The organism is Klenkia sp. AC732, from assembly GCF_979256525.1.
In genome coordinates this window covers 63,074-88,301 of sequence record NZ_CEEDOS010000007.1, presented here as the reverse complement: position 1 = coordinate 88,301, position 25,228 = coordinate 63,074, and the positions used below count along the sequence as shown (strand labels likewise).

General features: G+C 75.6%; 26 protein-coding genes. 16 read left to right on the top strand and 10 right to left on the bottom strand.

The window, feature by feature from the left end; genetic code table 11:
• Positions 1 to 23 precede the first annotated feature (23 nt).
• Positions 24 to 671: a TetR/AcrR family transcriptional regulator gene (locus AC0IVP_RS05010; protein WP_056299138.1), complete on the top strand. Its 648-nt coding sequence runs from the start codon at positions 24 to 26 to the stop codon at positions 669 to 671.
• Between the two features lie 5 nt (positions 672 to 676).
• A complete protein-coding gene (locus tag AC0IVP_RS05005) occupies positions 677 to 2,887 on the top strand; it encodes an MMPL family transporter (RefSeq protein WP_056298829.1) in 2,211 nt (736 codons plus the stop codon).
• 64 nt (positions 2,888 to 2,951) lie between these two features.
• Here the strand turns inward: AC0IVP_RS05005 and AC0IVP_RS05000 are convergent, their stop codons facing one another.
• A complete protein-coding gene (locus AC0IVP_RS05000) occupies positions 2,952 to 4,391 on the bottom strand; it encodes a protein adenylyltransferase SelO (RefSeq protein ID WP_471755002.1) in 1,440 nt (479 codons plus the stop codon).
• Between the two features lie 112 nt (positions 4,392 to 4,503).
• Here AC0IVP_RS05000 and AC0IVP_RS04995 point away from each other — a divergent pair, with 112 nt between their 5' ends.
• The 6 genes from AC0IVP_RS04995 (at position 4,504) to AC0IVP_RS04970 (ending at position 9,978) form a co-directional block, all read left to right on the top strand.
• Complete coding sequence (locus tag AC0IVP_RS04995; RefSeq protein WP_471755000.1) at positions 4,504 to 5,526, top strand: 3-oxoacyl-ACP synthase III family protein; 1,023 nt, start codon at positions 4,504 to 4,506, stop codon at positions 5,524 to 5,526.
• Positions 5,523 to 6,257 (top strand): glycosyltransferase family 2 protein, encoded by a 735-nt coding sequence (locus AC0IVP_RS04990; RefSeq protein ID WP_471754998.1) that lies wholly within the window; start codon positions 5,523 to 5,525, stop codon positions 6,255 to 6,257. Before AC0IVP_RS04995 ends, AC0IVP_RS04990 begins: the two co-directional genes overlap by 4 nt.
• Positions 6,254 to 7,705: an AMP-binding protein gene (locus AC0IVP_RS04985; protein WP_471754996.1), complete on the top strand. Its 1,452-nt coding sequence runs from the start codon at positions 6,254 to 6,256 to the stop codon at positions 7,703 to 7,705. The genes AC0IVP_RS04990 and AC0IVP_RS04985 overlap by 4 nt, the downstream gene beginning before the upstream one ends.
• Positions 7,702 to 8,742, top strand: a complete 1,041-nt coding sequence (locus tag AC0IVP_RS04980) for a hypothetical protein (RefSeq protein WP_471754994.1) — start codon at positions 7,702 to 7,704, stop codon at positions 8,740 to 8,742. The genes AC0IVP_RS04985 and AC0IVP_RS04980 overlap by 4 nt, the downstream gene beginning before the upstream one ends.
• On the top strand, positions 8,739 to 9,647 hold the full coding sequence (locus tag AC0IVP_RS04975) for an NAD-dependent epimerase/dehydratase family protein (protein ID WP_471754992.1): 909 nt from the start codon (positions 8,739 to 8,741) through the stop codon (positions 9,645 to 9,647). The genes AC0IVP_RS04980 and AC0IVP_RS04975 overlap by 4 nt, the downstream gene beginning before the upstream one ends.
• A 61-nt stretch (positions 9,648 to 9,708) precedes the next feature.
• Positions 9,709 to 9,978, top strand: a complete 270-nt coding sequence (locus AC0IVP_RS04970; RefSeq protein WP_056298813.1) for a YggT family protein — start codon at positions 9,709 to 9,711, stop codon at positions 9,976 to 9,978.
• 6 nt (positions 9,979 to 9,984) lie between these two features.
• On the opposite strand, the gene AC0IVP_RS04965 is transcribed toward AC0IVP_RS04970, so the two are convergent.
• The 6 genes from AC0IVP_RS04965 to AC0IVP_RS04940 form a co-directional block, all read right to left on the bottom strand.
• The gene (locus tag AC0IVP_RS04965; RefSeq protein ID WP_056298810.1) at positions 9,985 to 10,284 is read right to left on the bottom strand and encodes a YiaA/YiaB family inner membrane protein; all 300 of its coding nucleotides are present in this window, start codon (positions 10,282 to 10,284) and stop codon (positions 9,985 to 9,987) included.
• Between the two features lie 92 nt (positions 10,285 to 10,376).
• Positions 10,377 to 10,754: a hypothetical protein gene (locus AC0IVP_RS04960; protein ID WP_056298807.1), complete on the bottom strand. Its 378-nt coding sequence runs from the start codon at positions 10,752 to 10,754 to the stop codon at positions 10,377 to 10,379.
• Positions 10,755 to 10,785: 31 nt separating this feature from the next.
• On the bottom strand, positions 10,786 to 10,980 hold the full coding sequence (locus tag AC0IVP_RS04955; RefSeq protein WP_471754990.1) for a hypothetical protein: 195 nt from the start codon (positions 10,978 to 10,980) through the stop codon (positions 10,786 to 10,788).
• A 401-nt stretch (positions 10,981 to 11,381) separates the two neighbouring features.
• Positions 11,382 to 12,176: an alpha/beta hydrolase family protein gene (locus AC0IVP_RS04950; protein WP_471754988.1), complete on the bottom strand. Its 795-nt coding sequence runs from the start codon at positions 12,174 to 12,176 to the stop codon at positions 11,382 to 11,384.
• Positions 12,173 to 13,831, bottom strand: a complete 1,659-nt coding sequence (locus AC0IVP_RS04945; protein WP_471754986.1) for a CocE/NonD family hydrolase — start codon at positions 13,829 to 13,831, stop codon at positions 12,173 to 12,175. Before AC0IVP_RS04945 ends, AC0IVP_RS04950 begins: the two co-directional genes overlap by 4 nt.
• Positions 13,832 to 13,917: 86 nt before the next feature.
• Entirely contained in the window at positions 13,918 to 14,625 is a 708-nt protein-coding gene (locus tag AC0IVP_RS04940; protein WP_471754984.1) for an SDR family oxidoreductase, read from the bottom strand.
• 91 nt (positions 14,626 to 14,716) lie between these two features.
• Between AC0IVP_RS04940 and AC0IVP_RS04935 the strand changes: the two genes are divergently transcribed.
• The 3 genes from AC0IVP_RS04935 (at position 14,717) to AC0IVP_RS04925 (ending at position 17,104) form a co-directional block, all read left to right on the top strand.
• Complete coding sequence (locus tag AC0IVP_RS04935; RefSeq protein ID WP_056298794.1) at positions 14,717 to 15,199, top strand: winged helix-turn-helix transcriptional regulator; 483 nt, start codon at positions 14,717 to 14,719, stop codon at positions 15,197 to 15,199.
• 35 nt (positions 15,200 to 15,234) lie between these two features.
• Positions 15,235 to 16,029, top strand: a complete 795-nt coding sequence (locus AC0IVP_RS04930) for a thioesterase family protein (RefSeq protein WP_471754982.1) — start codon at positions 15,235 to 15,237, stop codon at positions 16,027 to 16,029.
• Between the two features lie 76 nt (positions 16,030 to 16,105).
• Complete coding sequence (locus AC0IVP_RS04925; RefSeq protein WP_471754980.1) at positions 16,106 to 17,104, top strand: NADP-dependent oxidoreductase; 999 nt, start codon at positions 16,106 to 16,108, stop codon at positions 17,102 to 17,104.
• Between the two features lie 18 nt (positions 17,105 to 17,122).
• Here the strand turns inward: AC0IVP_RS04925 and AC0IVP_RS04920 are convergent, their stop codons facing one another.
• A complete protein-coding gene (locus AC0IVP_RS04920; RefSeq protein WP_471754978.1) occupies positions 17,123 to 17,491 on the bottom strand; it encodes a hypothetical protein in 369 nt (122 codons plus the stop codon).
• Between the two features lie 144 nt (positions 17,492 to 17,635).
• On the opposite strand from AC0IVP_RS04920, the gene AC0IVP_RS04915 reads away from it, so the two are divergent.
• Together AC0IVP_RS04915 and AC0IVP_RS04910 are read left to right on the top strand one after the other, a co-directional pair.
• A complete protein-coding gene (locus AC0IVP_RS04915; protein ID WP_471754976.1) occupies positions 17,636 to 18,298 on the top strand; it encodes an enoyl-CoA hydratase-related protein in 663 nt (220 codons plus the stop codon).
• A gap of 34 nt (positions 18,299 to 18,332) precedes the next feature.
• On the top strand, positions 18,333 to 20,201 hold the full coding sequence (locus AC0IVP_RS04910; RefSeq protein WP_471754974.1) for a cation:proton antiporter domain-containing protein: 1,869 nt from the start codon (positions 18,333 to 18,335) through the stop codon (positions 20,199 to 20,201).
• 7 nt (positions 20,202 to 20,208) lie between these two features.
• Here AC0IVP_RS04910 and AC0IVP_RS04905 read toward each other — a convergent pair whose 3' ends face one another.
• Together AC0IVP_RS04905 and AC0IVP_RS04900 are read right to left on the bottom strand one after the other, a co-directional pair.
• The gene (locus AC0IVP_RS04905; protein WP_471754972.1) at positions 20,209 to 20,931 is read right to left on the bottom strand and encodes a DNA alkylation repair protein; all 723 of its coding nucleotides are present in this window, start codon (positions 20,929 to 20,931) and stop codon (positions 20,209 to 20,211) included.
• Between the two features lie 46 nt (positions 20,932 to 20,977).
• The gene (locus AC0IVP_RS04900; RefSeq protein ID WP_471754970.1) at positions 20,978 to 21,931 is read right to left on the bottom strand and encodes an SDR family oxidoreductase; all 954 of its coding nucleotides are present in this window, start codon (positions 21,929 to 21,931) and stop codon (positions 20,978 to 20,980) included.
• Between the two features lie 196 nt (positions 21,932 to 22,127).
• Here AC0IVP_RS04900 and AC0IVP_RS04895 point away from each other — a divergent pair, with 196 nt between their 5' ends.
• The 3 genes from AC0IVP_RS04895 to AC0IVP_RS04885 all read left to right on the top strand — a co-directional run bounded on the left by AC0IVP_RS04895 (position 22,128) and on the right by AC0IVP_RS04885 (position 24,643).
• Positions 22,128 to 22,961 carry a helix-turn-helix transcriptional regulator gene (locus AC0IVP_RS04895; RefSeq protein ID WP_056298773.1) on the top strand — a complete coding sequence of 278 codons (834 nt, stop codon included), beginning with the start codon at positions 22,128 to 22,130 and terminating at the stop codon, positions 22,959 to 22,961.
• Between the two features lie 33 nt (positions 22,962 to 22,994).
• Positions 22,995 to 23,903, top strand: a complete 909-nt coding sequence (locus AC0IVP_RS04890; protein ID WP_471754968.1) for an NAD-dependent epimerase/dehydratase family protein — start codon at positions 22,995 to 22,997, stop codon at positions 23,901 to 23,903.
• Between the two features lie 209 nt (positions 23,904 to 24,112).
• Positions 24,113 to 24,643 carry a hypothetical protein gene (locus tag AC0IVP_RS04885; protein ID WP_471754966.1) on the top strand — a complete coding sequence of 177 codons (531 nt, stop codon included), beginning with the start codon at positions 24,113 to 24,115 and terminating at the stop codon, positions 24,641 to 24,643.
• Positions 24,644 to 25,228 lie beyond the last annotated feature (585 nt).

The following is a 25,228-nucleotide window of genomic DNA, read 5'->3' as shown; positions in this document are numbered from 1 at the left end:
GGTGACGTCGTACGGTGGTCGGCGTGACCAGCACCTCGCGCACTCGCGTCGACGAGGACATCGTCGACCGGGCCGCCGGGCTCTTCGCCCGGCACGGCTTCGAGCACACCTCGGTGCAAGCCGTCGCGGACGCCGTGGGGCTGTCCAAGGCGGGTCTGCTGCACCACTTCCCGTCCAAGGACGCCCTGCGCACCGCGGTGCGGGACCGCGCCGACACCCTCGGCGCCGAGGCGGTCGCCCGTGTCGGCCACCTCGCGGCGGGCCCCGAGCGCGACCACCGCGCCATCGAGACCCTCGTCGACGTCGCCGCCGCGCACCCCGGCCTGGTGTCGTTCCTGCTGGCCCCCATCAGCGACGGCGACGAGGACCTGCAGGGCGTCGACTGCGCCGGCCCCGAGGACCGGCCGGGGGTCATCTCGCACGCGATGGCCGCCTTCGGCCTCTCCGCGGCACCCGACCCGACCGAGGACGACGCCGCCTTCGAGCGCCGGGTGCGCGTCGCCGGTGCCCTGGTGTCCCTCGGCGTCCTCTCCCTGAGCCTGGCCGCCTCGGACCGTCCCGGCGCCTTCCGCGCGCACGTCATCGAGACCAGCTACGACGCCCTGGGGCACCGCCGCCCCACACCGCCCGCACCCGTTGCTCCTGCACGCCCCGACCAGGTGGAGGCCTGATCCCCATGGCACGACTGTTGTCCCGACTCGGTGTGGCCGCGGCCAGACGCCGGCTCGTCGTCGTCCTCGTCTGGCTGGTCGCCCTCATCGGCGGCGGCATCGGCGCCGTCACGTTGGCCGGCGAGACCTCCAGCACCTTCTCCATCCCCGGGCAGGAGTCGACCACCGCCCTGGAGCGGATCGAGGCCGAGTTCGGCGCCGGCGGCGGGGCGACGGCCCAGGTCGTCGTCCAGGCTCCCGACGGCGGCTCGCTGGCCGACCCGGCGACGGCGGCCGAGGTGACCACGCTGGTGACCGAGCTCAACGGCCTGCCCGGCGTCGCCGGCGCGACGGACCCGCTGGACCCGGCGAACCCGACCATCGACCCCACCCTGACCACCGGCTACAGCACGGTCAGCTACGACGCCCCCGCCGGTGAGGTCACCGTCGAGCAGCAGGACGCGCTGCTCGCCGCACTGGACACCGCCCGGGAGTCCGGGCTGACCGTCGAGGTCACCGGCCAGGCCATCCAGCCCCCGGTGCACATCGGCGGCATCGCCGAGGTGCTCGGCGTCGTCATCGCCCTCGGCGTGCTGGCGCTGACCTACGGCGCGCTGGCCGTGGCCGGGATGAACCTGCTGACCGCGGTCGTGGGCGTCGGCATCGGCGTGCTGGGCGTGACCATCGTCAGCGGCTTCACCGACCTGTCCTCCACCACCCCGACGCTGGCCGCGATGCTGGGCCTGGCGGTGGGCATCGACTACGCGCTGTTCATCATCACCCGGTACCGGCAGGAGCTGCGGGCCGGCCGTTCGGTGCACGACGCGATCGGGCTGGCCGTCGGGACCGCGGGGTCGGCCGTCGTGGTCGCCGGCATCACCGTGGTCATCGCGCTGGCCGGGCTCTTCGTCGCCGGGATCCCCTTCCTGACCCAGATGGGTCTCGCGGCCGCCGCGACCGTCGTCATCGCGGTGCTGGTCGCCCTCACGCTGGTGCCCGCGGTGCTGTCCTACCTGGGCTTCCGGGCGCTGCCGAAGAAGCAGCGGCCCGCTGCCGGTGAGTCCGTCCTGGTGCCCACCGACGCCGACGCCGCCCTGCCCTCCGAGGGCCGCGGCTTCCTGCGCGGCTGGATCGGCCTGGTCACCAGGCGCCGCGCGCTGTCGCTGCTGGCCGCGGTCGTGGCGCTCGGCGTCATCTCCATCCCGTTCTTCTCCATGCAGACGACCCTCGTGCAGACCCCGCCCGAGGGCTCGACCCAGGAGAAGGCCGACGTGATGCTGGCCGGTGCCTTCGGCGAGGGCTTCGCCGGCCCGCTGACGGTCCTCTTCGAGGGCGACGGCGCCGCGCAGAGCGCCGCCGGGGTCACCGAGGCCATCACCGGCCTGGACGACGTCGTCACCGTCACCCCGCCGATCCCGAACGCCGACGGCACCGCCGCGCTGCTGACGGTGATCCCGGAGTCCGGGCCGACCGACCCGGCCACCGAGACCCTCGTCGAGGACCTGCGGGCGCTGCTGGCGAGCACCGACGGCGTGGATGCCAGCGTCACCGGGACCACCGCGGTCAGCGTCGACGTCGCCGCCACCCTCGACGACGCGTTGCCGGTCTACCTGGCCCTGGTCGTCGGCCTCGCCCTGGTGCTGCTGGTCCTGGTGTTCCGCTCGCTGCTGGTGCCGCTGGTCGGTGTGCTGGGCTTCCTGCTCACCGTCGGTGCCTCGCTGGGCGCCACGGTCGCGGTGTTCCAGTGGGGCTGGCTGTCCGACCTGGTCAACCTGGAGTCGACCGGCCCGTTGATCAGCCTGACCCCGATCCTGGTCATCGGGATCCTCTTCGGGCTCGCGATGGACTACCAGGTGTTCCTGGTGTCCCGCATGCACGAGGCGCACAGCCACGGTGCTGCCCCGCTGACCGCGATCCGCACCGGCTTCCGGCAGGCGGCCCCGGTCGTCGTGGCGGCCGCGGCGATCATGTTCTCGGTCTTCGCCGGGTTCGTGCCCGCCGGTGACGCGACCATCAAGTCGATCGCCTTCGCGCTGGCCATCGGCATCGCCTTCGACGCGTTCGTCGTCCGGATGGTGCTGGTGCCCGCGGCACTGGCCCTGATGGGGGAGCGGGCCTGGTGGCTGCCGCGCTGGCTGCAGTGGCTGCCGGCCCTGGACGTCGAGGGCACCGCCCTGGAGCGGGAGGCCCCGGCGGCACCCGCTGCTCGCCAGACCGAGGCGGCCGGCGCGCGCTGACCCGTCCCGCACCGACGACGGCCGTCCCGCTCACCCGAGCGGGGCGGCCGTCGCCGTCAGCGGGTCAGGTGCCGCAGTAGGTGACGTACGTGCCGGCCGGGCCGGGGGTGGCGTACCGCTCCAGCCCGGGGCGCTCGTCGAAGGGCGCGGTGACGGCGTCCAGCAAACGGGTCAGCGGTCCCAGGTCACCGGCCGTGCCGGCGGTGAGAGCCTCCTCTACCAGGTGGTTGCGGGGCACGTAGACCGGGTTGACCCGGTCCATCGCCTCGCCGTCGGGGCCCAGGGCACGCCAGCGGTCCAGCCAGGCGTCCAGCCCGGCCAGGTCCAGCACCAATTCGCGGACCGGCTCGGCGTCCCCGCGGGCGGCCCGGCTCAGGGCCCGGAAGAAGGACGTGTGGTCGGGCCGGGTGGCCTGCAGCAGTGCCTGCAGGTCGCGCAGCAGCTCGTCGTCCGGGTCTCCGGTGAGGCCGACCTTGGCCCACAGACCGGTGCTGAACGCCGCCTCGTAGGCGGGCACGAACCCCTCCAGCGCGGTCACGGCGACCGGCACCGCCTGCTCGACGTCGTCGTGCAGCAGCGGCAGCAGCGCCTCGGCGAGCCGGGCCAGGTCCCACTGGGCGATGCCCGGCTGGTTGCCGTAGGCGTAGCGCCGGCCGGTGTCGATGGAGCTGAACGAGGTGGCCAGGTCGTGGGCCTCCATGAAGGCGCACGGCCCGTAGTCGATGGTCTCCCCGGAGATCGTCACGTTGTCGGTGTTCATGACCCCGTGCACGAAGCCGACGAGCATCCACTGCGCGACGAGCCGGGCCTGCGCCGCGACGACGTGCTCGTACAGCGCCAGGTACGGGTTCTCCGCGTCGCGGGCCTCCGGTGCGTGCCGGGAGACGGCGTGGTCGGCCAGCCGCCGCAGCAGGTCGACGTCGTCGGTGGCCCGGGCGAACTGGAAGCTGCCCACCCGCAGGTGGCTGGCGGCGACCCGGGTCAGCACGGCCCCCGGCAGGTGGGACTCGCGGACGACGTCGCGACCGGTGGCGGTGACGGCCAGGGCGCGGGTGGTCGGGATGCCCAGGGAGTGCATCGCCTCGCTGACCACGAACTCGCGCAGCATCGGCCCGACGGCGGCCAGGCCGTCGCCGCCGCGGGCGAACGGGGTGCGCCCGGAGCCCTTGAGGTGCAGGTCGACGAGCCGCCCGTCGGGGGTGGTCAGCTCACCCAGCAGCAGCGCCCGGCCGTCGCCCAGCCGCGGGTTGAACCCGCCGAACTGGTGCCCGGCGTAGGCCTGCGCCACCGGTGTGGCGCCCTCGGGGACCCGGGTCCCGGTGAGCAGGCCCAGGTCCCCCCGCAGCTGTTCGGGGTCCAGGCCCAGCTCGGTGGCCAGGGAGTCGTTGAGGACCAGCAGCCGTGGGTCGGGCGCCTCCTCGGCCTGCCAGGGCAGTGCCAGCTCCGGCAGCTCGCGGGCGAACCGGTTCCCGAGGACGACGGCGGAGGGCGGTGCGGTGGTCACCCCTCGACGGTACGACCGGCTCGCGCTGCCGACACCTGCTGACCGCGACCGTCCGGGCGCGCTGAGTACCGCTACGGACGTCCCGGACGACGGCCACCCGTAACTTCCTCCCGTGGCAGCCACCCGACCCGACCCCTCCGACCGCCCGGCCGTCGGCATCGTGGCCGCGGCGGAGGCCCTGCCCGAGGCCGTGGTCAGCACCGCGGAGCTGCAGCAGCAGATCGCCGACGCCTCCGGTCTCGCGCTCCGCCCGGGCACCCTGCAGACGGCGACGGGCATCCGCTCCCGCCGCATCGCCCGGGACGACGAGTACGCCTCCACCCTCGCCGTCCGGGCCGGTCGCGCCGCGCTGGCCCAGGCGGGCCCCGGTGACGTCGACCTGCTGCTGTTCGCCTCCGCCACCCGGGACGTCGTGGAGCCGGCGACGGCGCACATCGTGCAGGCCGCATTGGGCACCCGCGCGCACTGCCTGGACGTCACCAACGCCTGCACCAGCTTCGTCAACGGCATCGACCTGGCCGCCGCGATGATCTCCGCCGGCCGGGCCCGCCGCGCCCTGGTGGTCACCGGGGAGACCCCGACCCGGTCGATGCGCCGGCAGGTGTCCGGGCCGGCCCAGCTGCGTGAGTCGGTCGCCGGCTTCACCTTCGGTGACGGCGGTGCGGCCGTCGTGCTGGAGCCGGTCGCGCGCGGCGGGATCCTGCACGTGGACGCCGAGGCGCACAGCGAGCACTGGGAGGTCGGCGGCATCCCCGGCGGTGGCTCCCGGCACCCGCGCGGCGACGAGCACACCTGGTTCACCGGATCCGGCACCCAGCTGCGGCAGGTCTTCGAGGCCGTCGGCCCGGCGATCCTGCAGCGCACGCTGGCAGCCACCGGCCTGGGTTGGGACGACGTCGCCCGGGTGCTGGTGCACCAGGTCACCGGGCCCTACCTGCAGCGCTTCCTGGAGGTGAGCGGGGTGCCGGCGGACAAGCTGGAGCCGATCGTCGGTGAGCTGGGCAACCTGGCCAGCGCCGGCCTCGGTGTCCAGCTGGCCCGGGTCTTCCCGCAGCTGGCGCCGGGGGAGAAGGTGCTGCTGGTGGGCCTGGGCGGCGGGATCAGCCTGACCACGATGGTGTGGGAGAAGTCGTGACCGCCTGGGTCGTCGTCCCCGCGCACGACGAGGCGCTCCGGCTGCCGGGCACCCTCGCGGCCCTGGCCGCCCAGACCCGCCGGGACTTCACCCTGCTGGTCGTGGACAACGCCTCCACCGACGGCACCGGCGACGTCGCCCGCGGGTTCGCGGCCACCGCCCCCTTCCCGGTGGTGGTGCTCACCGAGCCGGAGAAGGGCGTGGGCAGCGCGGTGGACACCGGCTTCCGGCACGCGATCGCCGCGGGCGCCGACCGCATCGCCCGCACCGACGCCGACTGCCTGCCCCGGCCCGGCTGGTTCGCCGCCGCGATGGCCGCGCTGGACGAGGGCGCCGAGATGGTGTGCGGCCGGGTGGTGGCCCGCCGGGACGAGCACGGTCCGCTGGGTCGGGCCGTGTTCTCCGGGCTCGTCGCCGTCGCCGCGGTGTTCGGCCGCTGGCGGCCGGCGCACCGGCACCCCCGCTACCGGGTGCCCTACCGGATGCACGCCGGCAACGACATGGCGATCACCGCCGACCTGTACCTGCGCTGCGGGGGCATGCCGCGGCGGCCCTCGCCGACCGACCGGGCGTTCCTCAACGCCGTCCGGGAGCACAGCGCGGCCGTCGTGCACCGGCGGGACGCCGTGGTGGAGAACTCGACCCGGCGGCTGCGGGCCTACGGCGTGCTCGGCACGGCGGCCTGGTACCTGGACCGCGGCTCGGCAGGCAGGCCGGTGGACCCCCGGTGACGCTGCTCGTCGACGGTCTGCTCGACGCCCTGCGCGACCGGCCCGGCGCCTCGGCGCTGCTGGGCCGGCGACCGACCACCCGGGGCGAGCTGGCCGACCTCGCCGATGGGTACGCGGCCGCACTGCACCACCGCGGGCTGGGCGAGGGCGACACCCTGGCCCTCGCCGTCCGGCCCGGCGGCCGGGCGCTGGCCCTGGTGCTCGCGGCCCTGCGGCTGCGGGTCCGGGTGGCGGTCGTCGACCCCGGCGCAGGCCCGGACGTCGTCACCGCGCGACTGGCCCTGGCCCGTCCCGCACTGGTCGTCGCCGACCCGGTGGTGCAGGCCGCAGCCGGGTGGGCGGCGCCGGTGGCCCGTCGGCTCGGGCTGTCGCTGCCCCGGCTGGAGCTGCTCGCCCCGGTGGCCACGGTGGGAGGACGGCTGCCCGGCACCGCGCCGGCGCTCGAGCCCCGGACCGGACCCGCACCGGACCGCCGGGGCGACGACGCCGACGCGGTCGTCGTCTTCACCTCGGGGACGACGGCGGCACCCCGGGCCGTCGTGCACACCGTCGCGAGCCTGTCCGCCGGGATGGCCGCGGTCGCCGACCTGGTCGGACCCCGCCCCGGGGAGCCGGTGCTGGGCGGCACCTTCTTCGTCCTCGTGCCCGCCCTGCACGCCGGTGCGCCAGTGCTGGCCCCGGCCCGGCGACCGCCCGCGCTGGCCCGCCAGCTCGCCCGGCTGACCCCGGCGGCCACCTACCTGACCCCGCCCCAGCTGCGCGGCGCGCTCGCTGCGGGTGCGGGCTTCACCGGCCGGGTGTTCGCCGGCTCCGCCCCGGTGTCCGAGGGTCTGCTCGGTCGGGTCCGGGACGCCGGGGCGGACCAGGCGTGGGGGGTCTACGCGCTCACCGAGGCGTTCCCCGTCGCCGCCGTCGAGTGGACGGCGAAGCACGCCCACACCGAGGACGGCGACCTGGTCGGCGAGCTGCTCCCCGGCGTCCGCGCCCGGGTCGACGGGACCGGGCAGCTGCTGGTCGCCGGCGCCACCACCGCCGACCGCTACCTGGGCGGCGAGCCGCTCGAGGAGGTCGCCACCGGCGACCGTGCCCGGCTCGAGGGCCGCACCGTGGTGCTGGCCGGCCGGGCCAAGGACATGCTGCTGCGGGGGGCCGAGAACGTGTACCCCGGCCTGTACGAGCCAGCCCTGCACGTGCCCGGTGTGGACCTCGCGGTCCTGGTCGGGGTGCCCGGGGAGGACGGCGACGAGCGGGTGGTCGCCGTCGTGCAGCCGACGCCGGGCAGCACCGAGGTGCAGGTGCGTCGCGCGCTGGCCACCCCGCTGTCCCGGATGGGCACCGCCCGCCCCGACGCCGTGCTCGTCGGTCCGGTCCCGGTGGCCGGCCGCTCCCGCAAACCCGACCGCGCGGCGACCGCCCGCTGGGCCGCCGAGCGGTTGGCGCGCCGGTGACCGGGCACGCCCGGGCCCGGCGCCGGGACCGGCGGGTCTACCTGGCCGGGCACCCGGTGCTGCTGGCCCTGCTCGCCGCCACCCGGAGGCGGCCGGTGCTGCGACTGGGCCCCGTCGTCCTGGTGCACGACGAGCAGGCCTGCCGGCAGGTGCTGACCGGGTTGCCGCTGGACCGGCTGGGCGCGGGCACGACCGGCGCGGCGGTGGCCGCGGCCGGCGGTGGTGGCCTGTTCGACCAGACCGGCGAGCAGCACCGCACCGCCCGCCGGGACCTCGGTGTCCGGCTCGCGTCCCGGGAGCTGCGCGCGGTCTGGCAGGCGCCGATCGACCGGGCCGCCGCGACCCTGGCCGGCGGCGGGCGGGTGGACCTCGTCGCGCTGGCCGCCGAGGTGGGTGGCAGCACCGCGGCCGCCGTCCTGGACCTCGACGTCGACCCGCTGGTCCTGGCCGCGGCCGCCCGGGCGACCGCCGACGCCACCGCGGCGGCCCACCTGCCCGGCCGCCGCGCCCGGCCGGTGCCGACCACGCTGACCGACCTGGTGGGCACCGCGGCGGCCGCGACCACCGCCGTCGCCACCGTGAGCACGGCCGTCGCCGCCTTCCCGCGGGCGGTGGCCTGGACCGCCGACGCAGGCCTCTGGGACGCCGCCGCCGATCCCGTCCGGCGCACCGTCCTGGTCGCCGAGCTGCTGCGGGTCACCGCGGCCAGCCCACTGCTGCCCCGCGTCGCCGCGGCCGACGGCGAGGTCGCCGGCTGCCCCGTGCGTCGCGGTGACCGCATGCTGCTGGTGACCCGGCACGCTGCGGCCGCCCACGTCCGCAACCCTTCGGTTGCCGACCCCGCGGCACCGGCCCAGCAGCAGCTGGTCTTCGGTGCCGGCGGGCACGCCTGCCCCGGCGCCGGAGTCGCCCGGGCCCAGCTGGGCGACCTGCTGGCCGCGCTCGCGCCGTCCCGCCCCCGGGTGGTGTCCGCCCGCGCCGACCGTCGGTCCGCCCTGCCGTCCTGGGCGTCCCTGGTCGTCGAGGCCACCCGGTGACCACCATCGGCGTCACCGGCGCGAGCGGGTTCTGTGGAGCAGTGGTGGCCCGGGCCGCCGAGGCCGCCGGTCACCGGGTGGTCTGCCTGGGGCGCCGTCCGGGCCCGGTGGGGGCGCACCGCCGCTGGGACGCCCGCACCGGCCCGCCCGACCTGGCCGGCGTCGACGTCCTGGTGCACCTGGCCGCGGCGGTCGGCGATCCGCACCGGGGCCGGGGCGCAGCCGAGTTCGAGGCCGTGAACGTCACCGCGACCGCCGGGGTGCTGACGGCGGCGGCGGGCCGGCCGGTCGTGTGGGTCAGCTCGGCCAGCGTCTACGACCCGCGGTGCTCGCGGGCCGACGTCGGCGAGGACGCACCCACCACGAGCGGGCACCTCAACGCCTACGGCCGCACCAAGTCCGCCGGTGACCGGCTCGCGCTGGACGCCGGAGCCGTCGTCCTGCGGCCGCACGCCGTCTACGGCCCGGGGGACCGGCACCTGCAGCCCCGGCTGCTGCGGGCGGTCCGGGGCGGGGTCCTCACGCTCCCCGGGGACGACGTCCCCACCAGCCTGACCGCCGTCGAGACCCTCGCCGACGCCTGCCTCGCCGCCCCCGGGTGGGCGCCCGGTGCCTACAACGTCGCCGACCCTCAGCCCTACCCGCGGGACGCCACGGTCGCCGCCGTGCTGGGCGCCGTGCTCGGCCGCCCGGTCCGGGTGCGGCACGTGCCGGTGCGGCTGGCCCGGGCCGCCGCCGACCTGCTGCGGCTGGCCCCGGGGGAGCCGGTGCTGACGCGGTACGCGGTCGACCAGCTCGCGGCGGAGATCACCCTGGACCTCACCCGGACCCGGGCGACCGGCTGGACCCCCACCCGCACGGTGTCCGACTGGCTCGCCGCCAGCTCACGGCCACCGCACAGCTGACCCCCGGGCCACGTCCAGACGAGCGCGTGACAGTGGGCTCCCACCGATCGGAGGACCCACCGTGACCACCCTGCTCGCCACCGTCCTGCTGTTGTTCCAGCTGGTGCTCGTCGCCCGCGTCGTCGTCGACTGGGTGGGGGTGCTCGCCCCGGCCGGGGCCGCCCGGATCGGTGGCGTCCGCCGGTTCACCCACGGCCTCACCGAGCCGGTGATCGCCCCGGTCCGCCGGGCGCTCCCGCCGCTGCGCATCGGCGGGGTGGGGCTCGACCTGGCGTTCACCGTCGTCTTCCTGGCCGTCGTCGTGCTCCGTGCCGTGCTGCTCTCGGTCTGAGCGGCCTCAGAGCTGGTTGGCGCGGTACGGGTCGTGCTCGGCCAGCAGCCGCTCCAGCCGGGCCTCGTCCAGCCGGCTCAGCACACTGGAACCCTCCTGGGCGTCCCGGATGACCTTGGCCAGCGTGAACGAGGAGGTGATGACGAACAGCCCGGTCATCGCCAGGAACGAGCGCTGCCAGGCGTCCAGCGGCAGGTACAGGATGCCGACCAGCAGGCCCACGGCGCTGACGCCGAAGGCCAGGGCGGCCTGGGCGAAGAACGCGGCGGTGTTCTTGTTCTTCATCGGGTTGGTGTTCGCGCTCATGGGGGTCTCCGTCCACCGGGGGCGCCGGGTGCGCCCGTCGGGGACGACGGTGCCCGGGACCGCGCGGCCGGTGCAGCGGGTGACTACTCAGCTCACCCGGTGAACAGCACGACCTCCTCCGGCGTGACCGTGAACGGGTTGGCCCACTCCGACGTCGCGCCGGTGATCGGGGCGGCGTCGGTGACCACGGTGAACGGCGCGCCGGGGTAGACCGCGAGCACCCGGGTGGACGTCGTCAGCTCCCGGGTGAGCTCGATCAGCTCGCCGCGGCGCAACCGGGAGGTGGTGTGCCTCCCGGCCAGTTCCTCGCCGACCGCGGCCACCCACCGGGCGCCGTCGACGGTGAAGACGACGGACTGCACCCGGGCGCCGGGCGGCGCGGGCTCGCAGCCGGCGAACTCGGCGAGGGCCTCGTAGAGCCGCTCGGCCTGGTCGGCGTCCTCGGCGCGGGGGAGGAAGAAGGCGGTCACCGGCGCAGTGTGGCCCAGGGGTCCGACGGTCTCAGTGCTCCCGCTGTCGCTCGATCTGCTCCAGCACCGTCTTCCGGTCGCGGCCCAGCTCGGACTCGGCCCGCTCGGCGCGGTCGAGCTGGTCGGCACCGAGCATCCGGCGCACCCTGCGGCGGGCCTCGTCGGCGTCGACGTCGAGCAGTTCGGCGGCCGCGCGGGCCTGCTGTGCGGCCTCGGTGTTCGACACGTGCTGGGTGGATCCACGGTGCTTGGGCGGTCGGTGGCCGCCTGCTCCGCGTCGCTGAGCAGTTCCCAGGCGGCGTCGGGGAGGTAGCGGGCGGTGCCGTCCTCGTCCCGGGCCTCCGCGTCGCCGTCCGCGGTGTGCCAGTCCTGGTCGGTCCACTGCTGCAGGTGCTGCTGTGCCGGGGTGCGTTCGCCCTCGTGCCGGTAGCCGCCGCCCTGCGCCTCGTACTCGTGGGTCAGCAGCTGGCTCTTGCGCGCGCTCCACTGCCCGCTCCGGCCGCCCTTCTCACCGGTCTTGATCTCGTCCTTGAGCCGGGCGCGCAGTTCGGGCTCGGTGTAGTCGTCCTCGTAGTCCTTCGCCGACTTGCCGCTCATGCCGGTCGCCCTACCCGCTGGCCCGGGCCCTCACGCGAGGTCGGCGAGCAGTTGCAGCTGGGTGTCCCAGACCGGCCCCGAGGGCTCGATCAGCGTGAAGTGGTCGCCCTCGACCTCGGTGAGGGTGGCGTCGGCACCGGCGCCGGTGGCGGCGGCCACGTAGGCCTGCGACTGGCTCAGCGGGACGTTGCCGTCGGAGCGGCCGTGCACGCACCGGACCGGGACGGCGAGGGGCACCTGCTGCAACGGGTCGACCGTTGCGTCGGGCTCGCCGCCGACGAAGGCCCGCACGGTTCCGCCGCCCAGCCCGGTGTCGAACGCCGTCCGCAGGTCCAGGACGCCGGCCTGGGAGACGACGCCGGTGAGCGGCACGACGGCGTCCGGGCGGCCCGCGGCCCAGACGGCGAGGTGGCCACCGGCCGAGTGGCCCAGGGCCAGCACGGTGGTCAGGTCCAGGTCGGTGTCGGCCAGGGCGTCGATGCCCGCGGCGACGTCGTCCAGGGTGGCCGGGACGCCGCCGCCGTCCCCGACGCGGCGGTACTCCAGGTTCCAGGCGGCCCAGCCCTGCCCGGCCAGCGCCTCGGCGAGCGGGGCGCCCAGGGTGGCGTCGTACTGGGCGCGCCAGAAACCGCCGTGCACCACGACCACCACGCCGCGCGGGGCCCCGGTGGGCCGGTAGAGGTCGGCGTACTGGCTGGGGTCATCGCCGTACCGGGTGCGGCCGTCGGCCGGGCGCGCGGGCCGCGAGCCGCAGCCCACCAGCGCGGCCAACCCGCCCCAGAAGCCGAGTCCCAGCACCGAGCGCCGACGCAGGGACGGCGTCACCGGGTGGGCAGCACGGGGAGCTCGAGCCGGGAGGGGTGCTCGGCGTCGTGCAGCACCACGACCCGGTTCCGGAGACCCCGGTTAGAGACGGCGAACGGCTCCTCGGTGCCGCTGTTGCGGGCGAACCGGGGGAAGGCGCCGCCGGAGACCTGCACGCGGAGCCGGTGGCCCCGGCGGAACCGGTAGGCGGTGGGGAACAGCTCGACGTCGACGGCGAGGACGCCGTCATCCCCGCGGGTGACGTCGTCGGCGGGGACGGTGGCCGGGTGCAGCCGGCGGATGCCGTCGACCACGTTGCGGGAGACGCCGTCGGGGTCGACGTCGCAGAGCCGGACGAAGACGTCGGTGTGCTCGAGCTCGGGACGCAGGTACAACCGCGCGCCGACGTGGCCGACCACGTCGAGGTCCTCGGTCAGGGCGGGGCCGGTGAAGACCAGCACGTCGGGGCGCGCTTCGACGGCGGCGTTGTCGGCCTGCTTGCCCGGGCCCTGCAGCAGCGGCCCGCCGACGGTCGGCGTGGGGTCGGCCGGGTCGAAGACGAACGTGCTGGTGGCCCCTCCGGCGGGCGGCGCGGGGGTGAGCGAGCCGTCGGCGTGGAGGTGGTGGTGCTCGGTCCGGGTGCCCGGCGGCGGCCAGCTCGCGGCCTCCAGCCAGGTGTCGGCCTGCTGCAGGTACAGCCGGACCGGGGCTCCCCGGGGGGCCCGGCGGCCCTGCAGGTGGTGGCCCAGCCAGGCGACGTCGGTGCGGACGAGCTCGCGGATCTCGCCGGGCTCGCCGTGGATCCACGGGCCGACGGTGAGCCGGACCGGGACGCCGGCCTCCTGCAGCCGGGTGACGTCGCGCAGCTGCTGGGCGACGAAGAGGTCCCACCAGCCGGTGACGGCGTTGGCCGGCGGGAAGGAGGACAGGTCGGCGGTGTGGTGGTCGGCGGTCTGCCAGAAGTCGTCGTCCGGGCCGGCGTGGCCGGTGAAGTCCCGCCAGAACGGCACCGGGGCGCCGCCGGCCACGGTGTCGGCGGCCTGCAACGGCCACCGTCGCAGGGCGCGCTCGACCCGGGCCTTCCCCCAGGGCGTGGGCAGCGGCAGGCCGCCGGACTCCTGCGCCCCGATCTGCACCGCCCACCGCAGCGCGTTCTCGGCCCCCGGGGCGCCGTGGTCGTAGAAGGCGCTGGTGATCCGGGCGGCGGTGATGTGCGGGGAGACCGCGACCAGCGGCGGGTCGGCGTAGGGCGCGACCGCCCACTGGGTGTGGCCGAAGTAGCTGCCCCCGGTCATCGCCACCCGCCCGTCGCACCAGGGCTGCGCACGGACCCAGGCCAGCGTCGCCAGCCCGTCCTCGTGCTCGGTGGTGAAGGGCCGGAACTGCCCGCCGGAGCCGTACGTGCCCCGGGTGGACTGCACGAAGACCTGGAGGCCGCGGCGGGCGTAGGGCGCGGCGAAGGCGTGCGCGAAGAGCCCGGCCCGGCCGTAGGGCAGCCGGATGAGCACCACCGGCCACGGCCCGCGGCCGGCCGGCCGGTAGTGGTCCCCGAGCAGGGTCACCCCGTCGGGCATGGGCACGGCGACGTCGCGGTCGACGCTGTACGCGCGGGCGCGCAGCGGCAGCCCCAGGGCCGCGTCCACGAGCAGTCCACCCAGCCTGGCCAGCACCGTCACGTCGTCGTCCTCCCCGTGGGCCGGCGGGTGCCGACCGTCCGAGGCACATCGTCGTCGTGCCGACGACCGGACGCGAGCCCCGGGCCTCAGGCCAGGTGCGGGTACAGCGCGGTGAGGTCGGCGGACAGGCCGGCGCGCACCTGCCTGCTCGTGTCGTCGACGAGCACCTCGTACTCGCCGGCGGCGACGGCGTCCAGCAGGGCGACGGCGACCTCGGCCGGGTCGGCCTTGGGGCCCTCGGCGCCGGCGGCCATGTCGGTGTCCATGTAGCCCACGTGCAGTGCGGTGACCGTGACGCCCTGGGGTGCCAGCTGCTGGCGGATCGCCGACGTCATCGACCAGGCGGCGGACTTCGCCGCCGCGTAGGCGCCGATCGGCGGGAAGGTCACCCAGCTCAGCGCGGACAGCACGTTGGCCACCGAGCCGCCGTGCGCGACCAGGGAGGGCAGGAAGGCGCGGGTGACGGCGAGGGACCCGACGTAGTGCGTCTCCAGCTCGGTGCGGACGTCGTCCAGGGACCCGGTGAGCAGGTCGGCGCCGGTGGCGGACCCGGCGTTGTTGACCAGCAGGTCGACCCCGGGTGCGGCCTCCACGGCGGCGGCGATGGACGCGGCGTCGGTGACGTCGAGCTGGACCGGGACGACGCCGGGCAGGTCGACCGAGCGCGGGTCGCGGGCGCCGGCGTAGACGGTGGCACCCCGGCGGACGAGCTCGGCGGCGAGGTGCCGGCCGAGGCCGCGGTTGGCGCCGGTCACCAGGGCGGTGGCGGTGGACAGGTCACGGGTGGTGGGCACGGGCGCTCCTCGGACAGCTGGCGGAACTGCGGTTGAGTCAGGTGTACACCATCTGACTGAACGGCCAGCAAGTCAGGCGTAGGGTGGTCCCGTGTCCGACCTCGCCGCAGAGCGTGCCGACTGGTCCACCGACGGCTGCTCCATCGCCGCGACCCTGGACCTGGTGGGCGCCCGTTCGACGATGCTCCTGATGCGCGAGGCCAGCCTGGGGACGACGCGCTTCAGCGACTTCGCCGTCCGGGCCCAGCTCAGCGAGCCGATGACCGCCCGCCGGCTCAAGGACCTGGTGGCCAGCGGGCTGCTGGAGCGGCACACCTACCGGGAGCCGGGCAGCCGTGGGCGCGACGAGTACCGGTTGACTGCGAAGGGCCGCGACCTCGTCCCGGCCCTGATGGCCCTGCGGCAGTGGGGGGACCGCTACGCGAGCCCCGAGGCGGGTCCGACGCTGGCCGTCGACCACGCGGACTGTGGTGCGCCGGTGCAGGTCGAGCTGCGGTGCACCGAGGGGCACCGGGTCGGTCCGGGCGAGGTCGAGGTCTCACCGGGGCCCGGCCTGGTCCGCACCGCGAGCTGACTCACGGCGGGTTGAGTCAGCTGTAGCGTGCCGGCATGCCGCCGACCGTCGACGCCCTGACCACCCACCGCTGGGACCCGACGTGGCGGTCCTTCACCGCCGTCCAGGGTGGTCTGGTCGTCGGTACGGTGCTCCAGGCCGCCCGCGACCTCGTCGCGCGGCAGGGCTCGCCCGGCCTCGAGGTTCTGGTCCGGACGGCGGCGACCCACCTGCTGGTCCCGGTCGTGCCCGACGTGGCCCTCGTGGTGCAGGCGGTGGCGGACCGGGTCGCGGCCACCTCGAGCATCCGGGTCGAGGCCCGGCAGGGCGACCTGCTGTGCGCCGTCAGCCAGGTGCTGGTGTCCTCGGCGGCAGGTGCGGCGACCGTCGGACCGGTGCCCGTCCCGACCCTGCCGGTCGGCTGGGTGGTCCCCGGGGACGCCGAGGAGCTGGTCCTGCCGGTGGACTTCGTGCCGATGAGCCAGCACGCCGAGTTCCTTGCCGTGGGCTCGGGCCGGCCGCTGACCGGGGGTGCCGAGCCGCGGCTGACGATGTGGACGCGCCTGCGGCCCTCGGCCGGGATCACCGACCCGCTGGTCGCACTCGGGGTGCTGGTGGACGTCCTGCCGCCGAGCCTGTTCGCCGTCACCACGGCGCCGGTCGGGCTGCCCACCGTCGAGCTGACGCTGCACCTGGTGGGGGAGCCGCCGCCGGTGGGGGCGTGGGTGCGGGTGGACCAGGTCGTGGCCTGGAGCGACGGGTGGGCCTGTGTCGACGAGGCGTCGCTGCACGACGAGGCGGGCCGCCTGGTGGCGTCGGCGCGGCAGACCCGGCGCCTGCCCCGCGGGTGACCCACCTGGCTTGCATCTAGGCAAGCCAGGTGGTGGACTCGGGGTCCCGCCGCAGCACCACCGAGAGGACCCACCGATGCAGGCCTGGCAGATCGACGCGTACGGCGCACCGCTGCACCTGGCGGAGGTCGCCGAGCCCGTCCTCGGTGCCCACGACGTCCTGGTCGAGGTGCACGCCGCCTCGCTCAACGTCGCGGACCTGCTGGCCGGCAAGGGCGCCTTCAAGGCCTTCCTCCCGGCCGAGATGCCGATGACCCACGGCCTCGACCTGGCCGGCGTCGTCACCGCGGTGGGCAGCGCCGTCACCCGGTTCGCCGTCGGCGACGAGGTCTACGGCTGCCCGGACCTGGCCCGGCCCGGCGGGACGATGACCGAGCGGGTCGCCGTCGCAGAGGGGGACCTGGCACGCAAGCCCACGTCGCTGTCCATGACCGAGGCGGCGTCGCTGCCGCTGGTCTCGCTGACCGCGTGGCAGGTGCTGGTCGAGCGGGCCGCCGTCCAGCCGGGGCAGCGGGTCCTCGTGCACGCCGGTTCCGGGGGCCTGGGCAGCATCGCCGTCCAGCTGGCCGAGCACCTGGGTGCCACCGTGGCCACCACCACCGGCACCAGCAACGTCGGGTGGGTGCGCGCCCTCGGCGCCGACCTGGTCGTGGACCACCGCACGCAGGACTTCACCGAGCTGGTGCACGACCAGGACGTCGTCCTGGACGGGCTGGGCGGGGAGACGCTCACCCGGTCCTTCGGCGTGCTGCGCCGCGGCGGGCAGGTCGTCGGGGTCAGCGGGCCACCGGACCGGGGGTTCGCCGTGCGGATGGGGCTCAACCCGGTCCTGCAGGTGGTCATGGGAGCCCTGGCGTTCCGCACCAACCGGCAGGCCGCGAAGCACGGTGTGCGCTACTCGTTCCTCTTCGTGCACGCCTCGGGTGCCCAGCTCGAGCGGATCGCCGCCCTCGTCGACGACGGCACGCTGCGTCCGGTGATCGACCGGGTGTACCCGTTCGCCGAGGCCGACCGGGCCTACGAGCACCTGGCCACCGGGCGGGCGAAGGGCAAGATCGTCGTCAGCATGCGCTGAGGCCCACCCGGCACGCCCTCACCGGGCGAGGAGAGCGGCCAGCGACGTGGCGACCGCGGCCGCACCGATGACCGCGATGCGCTGGGCTGAGCCGTCCACGGCCACGAACGCCGACACGGTCCCCGCCACGCCGCTCACCGCCAGGGCGCCCGACGCCACGCGGCGCGGGACGACGGCGGTGGACCGGACCGCGAGCGCGACCCCGAGCGCAACGGTGAGCAGGGCGGTGCACAGCAGCGCGAGCCCACCGCCGATGTCGGCGCCGACGACCGGTCGCGCCAGCAGCACCGCCGTCCCCAACGCGACCAGGAGCAGGACAGCGGCGCCGACGAGCGGCCAGCGGGGCCGGGTGGTGCGCGGGACGACGGGCTCGCGAGGGGTGGTCATCCCCCGAGCTTCCCCGGACGGACGGGTGACGGGCTGGGTGCTGGTACTCAGGACACGACGACCGCCTCCACCGGCGTCGCAGACGTGGAGGATCGTCACCAGCCGCGCCGGCCCGCGTGGGCCGCCGTCCCCCGGAGGAGACCCGTGCCCACCCTGGACCGCCACGACGACGTGTTCGTGCTCGACCTCGGCGACACCGAGAACCGCTTCCACCCCGACTGGCTGACCGCCGTGCACGCCGCCCTGGACGAGGTCGAGGCCGCCGAGGGCCCGCGCGCGCTGGTCACCGCGGCGACGGGCAAGTTCTTCTCCAACGGCCTGGACCTGGACTGGCTGGGTGCGCACCGCGACCAGTACGAGACGTACCTGGCCGACGTCCAGGTGCTGCTGGCCCGCTGCCTGTCGCTGCCGCTGATCACCGTGGCCGCCCTGCAGGGCCACGTCTTCGCCGCCGGCGCCATGCTGTCCCTGGCCCACGACACCCGGGTCATGCGCGCCGACCGCGGGTTCTGGTGCTTGCCCGAGGCCGACATCGGGCTGCCCTTCACCCTCGGCATGTCCGCGCTCATCCAGGCCCGGCTCGCGCCGCAGACCGCCCACGAGTCGATGACGACGGCCCGCCGCTACGGCGGCGAGGACGCCCGCGCCGCGGGGATCGTCGAGCACGCCGTCGCCGAGGACGCCGTCCGCGACACCGCGGTCGAGCTGGCCGCGGCCCTCACCGGCAAGGCCGGACCGACCCTGGGCACCATCAAGGCCCGGATGTACGCACCCGTCCTCGACGCACTGCGGGGTCCGCTGGGCTGACAGGATCCTCCGCTGTGGACCGGGACGGACGAGCGTGGAACTGACCGCCGAGCTGGTGGCCCTGGTGATCGCGGTGGGCGTGGTCGCCGGCCTCTGCGACCGGTTCGGCCTGCCGACCCCGCTGGTGCTGGTGGTCGTGGGTGCAGCGGCGTCCTACCTGCCGCACGTGCCCGAGGTGCAGCTGGACCCCGACGTGGTGCTCTTCGCGGTGCTGCCCCCGCTGCTGTACGCCACGACGGCCCGGACGTCGCTGTTCGACTTCCGGCACAACAAGACCAGCATCGTCGCGATGTCGGTGGTGCTCGTCGTGTTCACCACCGTGGTCGTGGGTGCGGTGACCTGGCTGCTGCTGCCCGGGGTGGCGGTGGCCGCAGCGCTCGCACTGGGCGCGGTCGTGGCGCCGCCGGACGCGATCGCCGCGTCGGCCGTGGGCCGGCGGCTGGGCCTTCCCCGGCGGGTCGGCACCCTGCTCGAGCACGAGAGCCTGGTCAACGACGCCGCCGCACTCATCGCACTGAGCGTCGCCGTCTCGGCGCTGACGTCCTCGCCGTCGGCGCCCGAGGTGGCGCTGGAGTTCGTCTGGGCCGTCGTCGGGGCCGTGCTGGTCGGCGGGGTGGTCGCCGCGGTGCTGGCGGTGGTGCGGGCGCGGCTGCGGGACCCGGTGCTGGACACGCTGGTCTCCTTCGTCGCCCCCTACCTGGCGTTCCTGGCCGCGGAGGAGGTGCACGCCTCCGGGGTGCTGGCCACCGTCGTCACCGGTCTGACGCTGGCCCAGCTCTCCCCCCGGGTGCAGACGGCGACCGCCCGGGTCACCGAGGCGGTCACCTGGCGGACCGTGGCCTTCGTGCTGGAGAACGGCGTCTTCCTGCTCATCGGGCTGCAGCTGCCCGGCCTGCTCGCCGGCGCCGGGGACAGCGGGCTGGGCTGGGGCCGGATCGCGCTGGTCTGCGGCGGGGTGCTGGTGGCGACCGTGGTGGCCCGGTTCGTGTTCGTCTTCGGGCTGGCCGGGGTGCTCACCGTGGGGACGGCGGGCATGCGGCGGCTGGCCTGGCGGCCAGCGGTCGCCGGGCTGGTGTCGTGGGCGGGCATGCGCGGGGTGGTCACGCTGGCCGCGGCGCAGGTGCTGCCCGCCGACGTCCCCGACCGCGAGGTGCTGCTGCTGGCCGCGTTCACCGTGGTGGTGGGCAGCCTGCTGCTGCAGGGGTCGACGCTGCCCTGGCTGGTGCGCCGGGTGGGGCTGCCCGCCCCGGACCCCGCCGAGGACGCGCTGCAGGCCGCCGAGCTGGGCGACGCGGCGAACGCCGCCGGACTGCGTCGACTGGCCGAGCTGACCACCGGGGACGAGCCCGAGGGCGTGGTGCACCGGCTGCGGGACCGTTCGGTGGCCCGCTCGCACGCGGCCTGGGAGCGGCTGGGCCGCCCGCTGGCCGACCAGGACACGCCCTCCAGCGTCTACGCGCGGCTCCGGATGCAGATGCTGGACGCCGAGCGGGAGGTCGTCGTCCGGGCGCGGGACGAGGGCACGGCGCCGGGGGAGGTGCTGGAGGCGGCGCTGGCCGCGATCGACGTCGAGGAGTCGCTGCTGGACCGCAACGAGGAGGTGGTGTCCGGCGATCGGGACCGTGCGCTGGCACCGCGCCCGCGCGCCGCCGCGTGCGCGCACCTGGCCGCGGCCCCCGCCGGTGCGGCGCACCCGGAGGCGGCCTGCGTCGACTGCCTGGCCGAGGGCACCACCTGGGTGCACCTGCGGACCTGCCTCAGCTGCGGGCACGTGGCCTGCTGCGACTCTTCGCCACGCCGGCACTCCCGGGCGCACTACGACGCCAGCAGCCACCCGGTCGTCGTCAGCGCCGAACCGGACGAGGCGTGGCGCTGGTGCTGGGTGGACAGCGAGCTGGGCTGAACGGGCCTCAGCGTGCCGCCTCCTGGCGGCGCACCATCTCCGCGATCCACACCGGGGCGAAGGGCGAGGTGCAGTTCGGCGGGGTCGGGTAGTCGGCGAGCACCTGCAGCCGCTCGCCGATCGCGATCGCCCGCGCACGGAGGGCGGGGTGCTCGATGCCGATCTGGGCCAGGCAGTGGTTCATCGCCCACTGCAGCCGCTCGGGCGCGGTGGCCATCTCCGCCTCGACCACGTCCAGCAGCCCGGACAGGTCCAGCCCGTCGGGGGCCTTCGCCACCCGGTCGGTGGTCAGCGCCCAGCCGGCGCTCGCGACCACCGGGTCCGGGTCGGCCAGCCAGCGCACCCGCAGCTCCTCGACGTGCGCGGTCTTCTTCACCACGTAGTCGACGAGCCAGCCGTGCACCTTGGGCCGCCGGGCCTCGCGCAGCATCGTGTCCAGCTCCTCGAGGGAGAACGCCTTGGGACGGCAGACCAGCAGCGCCAGCAGGCGGGGGTCGGAGTCCCCGGTGGCCCACAGCTCCCGGGCCAGCTCGTGCTGGGTCCGCAGCCGCTTCGCCAAGCCGCGCAGGGCGGTCAGGTTCACCCCGTGGTCGTCGCCGTGCCGCAGGTTGACCTCCCGCATCCGGGGGTCGACCAGGGCCGCCAGCTCGGTGCGCACCTCCGCCACCGTCACGTCGGGTGCGGTCGTCGTCGTCCGGGCCATCTGTGCCTCCTCGTCGGGTGCGGACACCGTGGCACAGACCACCGACAGCCGGGGGCCACCCGCGCGGTGGTCATCACCTCGGGGAGGCGTCCAGGGCGGTCGTGCCGGTCAGCCGCAGGGACAGGTCCCAGACCCGGGCGGCCTCTGCGGGGTCGACCAGTCGGCTGTACAGGGGCTGCTCGGCCGGGGCGCCCCCGAGGTTGCGGAAGCCGCTGGGGCCGAAGAACCGGCCGCCGTCGGCGGCCGGGTCGGTGGCGGCCAGGAGCGCCGGCAGGCTCGCCGACTCGACCGTGCCCAGCAGGATCCCGCGGTCCGACAGCACCCGGATGAGCCGGCGGCCCAGGGTGTCCCGCGAGCGGCCGACCTCGGGCCGGGCGGCCAGCAGGGCGGTGGGTGCGATGCCCGGGTGGGACAGGTTGCTGGTGATGCCCCACCCGGCGGCCCTGCTGCGCCGGTCGAGCTCGAGCCCGAACAGCCCCAGCGCGATCTTGGAGGAGCTGTAGGCCCTCATGCCGTCGTAGGACCGCACCCAGTCCAGGTCCTCGTGGTGCACGGCGTGGTGGTCGGCGGCGATGCTCAGCTGGGACACCACACGGGCGCGCCCGGCGGTGAGCAGCGGGTGCAGCTGACCGACCAGCGCGACGTGGCCGAGGTGGTTGGTGCCGAACTGGAGCTCGTGACCGTCGACGGTGGTCTGCCGCTGCGGCGGGGTCATGACGCCGGCGTTGTTGACCAGGATCCCGACGGGGACGCCCTCCTGGCGCAGCGTGGCACCCAGGGCGGCGACGGACTCCAGCGAGGACAGGTCCATCGTCCGCAGTGACACCTGCGCCGCGGGCACGGCAGCGGTGATCGCGGTGAGGGCGGCGCGGCCCTTGTCCGGGTTGCGGACGGGGAGCACCACCTCGGCGCCGGCGGCGGCCAGACGGGTGGCGATGTGCCGGCCCATGCCGTCGCTGGCGCCGGTGACCACGGCGCGGGTGCCGGTCAGGTCGGGGACGGTGATGTCGATCGGGGTGCGGGCCACGGGGACCTCCGGGGTCGGTGTCGAGCGGGTCGCCGACGACACTGCGCGCACTCCGGCGGCGAAGCCACGGCCTGTCGATCCGTGGCTGGCCGGGCCGGGCCTGACGCGAGCAGAGGGGGATCGACAGGTCCTGCCTGCCCGGGTCGGGAGGCGGTACGAAGGTCGCGACGACCGTGGGCAGGACGAGGGGGAGCGCGTGGACATCGACCGCACCGGGCTGGCGGAGTTCCTGCGCACCTGCCGGGAGTCCCTGCAGCCCGAGGACGTCGGCCTGCCGCGCGGGCAGCGCCGGCGGACCAGCGGCCTGCGCCGGGAGGAGGTCGCCGCCCTGGCCTTCATGTCCGCGGACTACTACGCCCGCCTGGAGCGCCAGCGCGGCCCGCAGCCCTCCGAGGGCATGGTCGCAGCGATCGCGCAGGGCCTCCACCTGTCCCTGGACCAGCGCGACCACCTGTTCCTGCTGGCCGGCCACCACCCGCCGGCGCGGGGCGCGGACAGCCAGCACGTCGGCCCGGGCGTGCTGCGCATCCTGGACCGGCTCGCCGACACCCCCGCCGAGGTCGTCACCGAGCTGGGGGAGACGTTGCGGCAGACCCGGATGGGCACCGCCCTGCTGGGGGACGCCTCGCTGCGCACCGGGCCCGGGAGGAGCCTGGGCTACCGCTGGTTCACCGAGCCCACGGCCCGCGACCTCTACCACCCCGACGACCACCCGCTGCTGTCCCGCACGTGGGCGTCCGGACTGCGGGAGGTGATCGCGCGGCGCGGCCCGCGGTCCCGCGCCGCCGCGCTGGCCGAGGACCTGCTGACCCGCAGCGAGGAGTTCCGCCGGGTGTGGGCCACCCACGAGGTGGGCCTCCGACCGGGGCCGGTGAAGCGTTTCGTCCACCCACAGGTCGGGCTGCTGGAGTTGCAGTGCCAGACCCTGTCGGACCCGCAGCAGGCCCAGTCCCTGCTCGTCTACACGGCGGAACCCGGCAGCGAGACCCACGAGAAGCTGCAGCTGCTCGCCGTCGTCGCCAGCCCCTGACGCCCCGACGGTCCGGCTGGCAGGGTGGTCGCCATGAGCGATCGGACCCCTGTCGTCGTCGTCACCGGTGCCAACGGACTCGTGGGAGCGGCGGTGTGCCGGGCACTGGCCGCACGGTCGGCGCAGGTGCGCGCCGTCGTCCGGCGGCCGGGCACCGCGCCGGTGGCCGAGGGCGTCCACGAGCACGTCGCCGACGCCACCGACCCCGAGGACGCCGGTCGGCTGACCGAGGGCGCCGACGCGGTGGTCACCACGGTGCACCCGATGGGTTCCTCCCGGGAGGCGCAGCACCAGGTGGGGGTGGAGGGCACCGCCGTCCTCGCCCGGGCGGCCCGGGACGCCGGGGTGGCCCGGCTGGTGCACGTCTCGACGGCCGGGGTGTACGACCGCTCTGCCGGTGCCGGGGACCTCGTCGAGGACAGCAGCCTGCTGCCGCAGGGGAGCGGGGACTACCCGGACACCAAGAACGAGGCGGACACTGCGCTGGCCGGGATCGCCGGGCTGACCACCGTGCTGGTGCGCCCGCCGGCGATCCTGGGTGCCGGGGAGACGTCGGTCTGGAACTCGCTGCGCCCGCACGCTGTCCGCGAGGGTGAGCGCAGCGCCAACCCGGCCAAGAGCTGGCCCTGGGTGCACGTCGAGGACCTGGCCGCCTTCCTGGCCGACCTGGCCGTGGGGTCCGTCGCCAGCGCCGCGGACGCCGAGGACGGCCCGGTGCCCGGGGCCGCGACCCCGGTCCTCGTCGCCGGGGAGCCGGCCACCTGGCGGGACTACCTGGGGACGGTGGCCGACGCGGTCGGCGTCGCACCGGAGTGGACCGACGAGCCCGTCTGGACGGGCACCGTGCGCACCGACCGGGCGCGGCGCTGGGGCTGGGCGCCGCGGGTGGGGCTGGCCGAGGCGCTGGGCGAGCTCCGGCGGGGGCTCAGCACGGGCGGATAGGCGCGCGGCGGGCTCTCAGTTCCACCGGAAACGACCACACCCCGTGTACCTGACCTGCAGGACCACGGGGTGTGTGTGGTGTCCGAGGGGGGACTTGTGTCCTCCACATGGGGAAGGTTTCCCGTGGTCGTGATATCCAGGGTGGACACCTCCCGATGTGACCGTACAGGTAACCGCCTCGTCAGCCCGGATGAGTGAGACTGCCTGCCGTGGCCGACCTGCAGGACCAGACGACGTGGTTTCCCAGTGACAGGACGACGCCGTTCCTCGAGGGCGTGCGCGCCCTCGCTCCCGAGCGGCTGGGGCACCTCATCGAGCCCGGCGACACCTGGGAGACCGACTACGCCGGGTGCCTGCTCATGGTGGACGTGCCCGGCATCCCTGACGGCGGCCTGCGCGGCACCAACAACCACATCCAGGTCGCCTGTGAGGACGGTGTCCTCGGCGGCTACTGGGGAGACGTTCACCTCTGGGACGGCTTCGACGAGCGGGACGAGGAGGCGCTGGTCGTCCGCGGACCGACGCTGACCGACGACGAGGCTGCGGAGGCGGCCGTCGCCTGGCTCGTAAGGCAACTCAGCCGGCCACTGGACCACGAGGTGTGGAAGAAGGACGGCCGGGTCGTCGGGCAGAGGTGGCTTCTCGTGGACACGGGCCGCGAAATCGGTCGGCGGGGGAGCAGGCTGGCCCGCCGGGGCTCGCCCACTGTCGTGACCCGGCTCCGGCCTCCGGGGGCGTAGCGGCCGCAGGTCACCGTCCCCACCGCAGGTCCACGCGCAGAGCGGAGCAGCGCATCCGAGCGATGCGGGCGGGGTCGAGGTCGTAGACCTGGACCCGCGCAGGTCCGGGCCACTGGCGAGCAGCCCCCAGCCGGGCGAGGACAGCGGGATGCGCGCTGCCTGGTCGTTGCCCTGGCCGAGGATGGCCTCGGACTGCCAGCGGTCGCCGCAGCGGAGGGCCAGGCGGTGCGCCAGCAGCGCTCGGGTGCCGGTGTCCACGGTGTCGCTGGTCGGCCGCTGGGTCGCCAGGACGGCGGAGCAGCCGACCGCGCACCCGAGCGAGACGTAGCGACGCAGCAGGTCGTGGGCCTCGGCGCGCTGCTTGCTCGTCCCCTCAGCCGCCAGCTCGGCCCACGACCTGCTGAGGCACGTAGTGCTGGGGAAGCTTCCCCGTGAAAAGTGTCCGAGGGGGACTTGAACACAGCAATGGCAAGACGGGGGTTCAAGCACTGATGAGGGCACGTTACAGCGGGATTCGGCTTCCGAACCTTACGACTCGAGCGGGTCCGGGGGGCTCCGCTAAAATCCGAGCCCACCGCAGTTGGC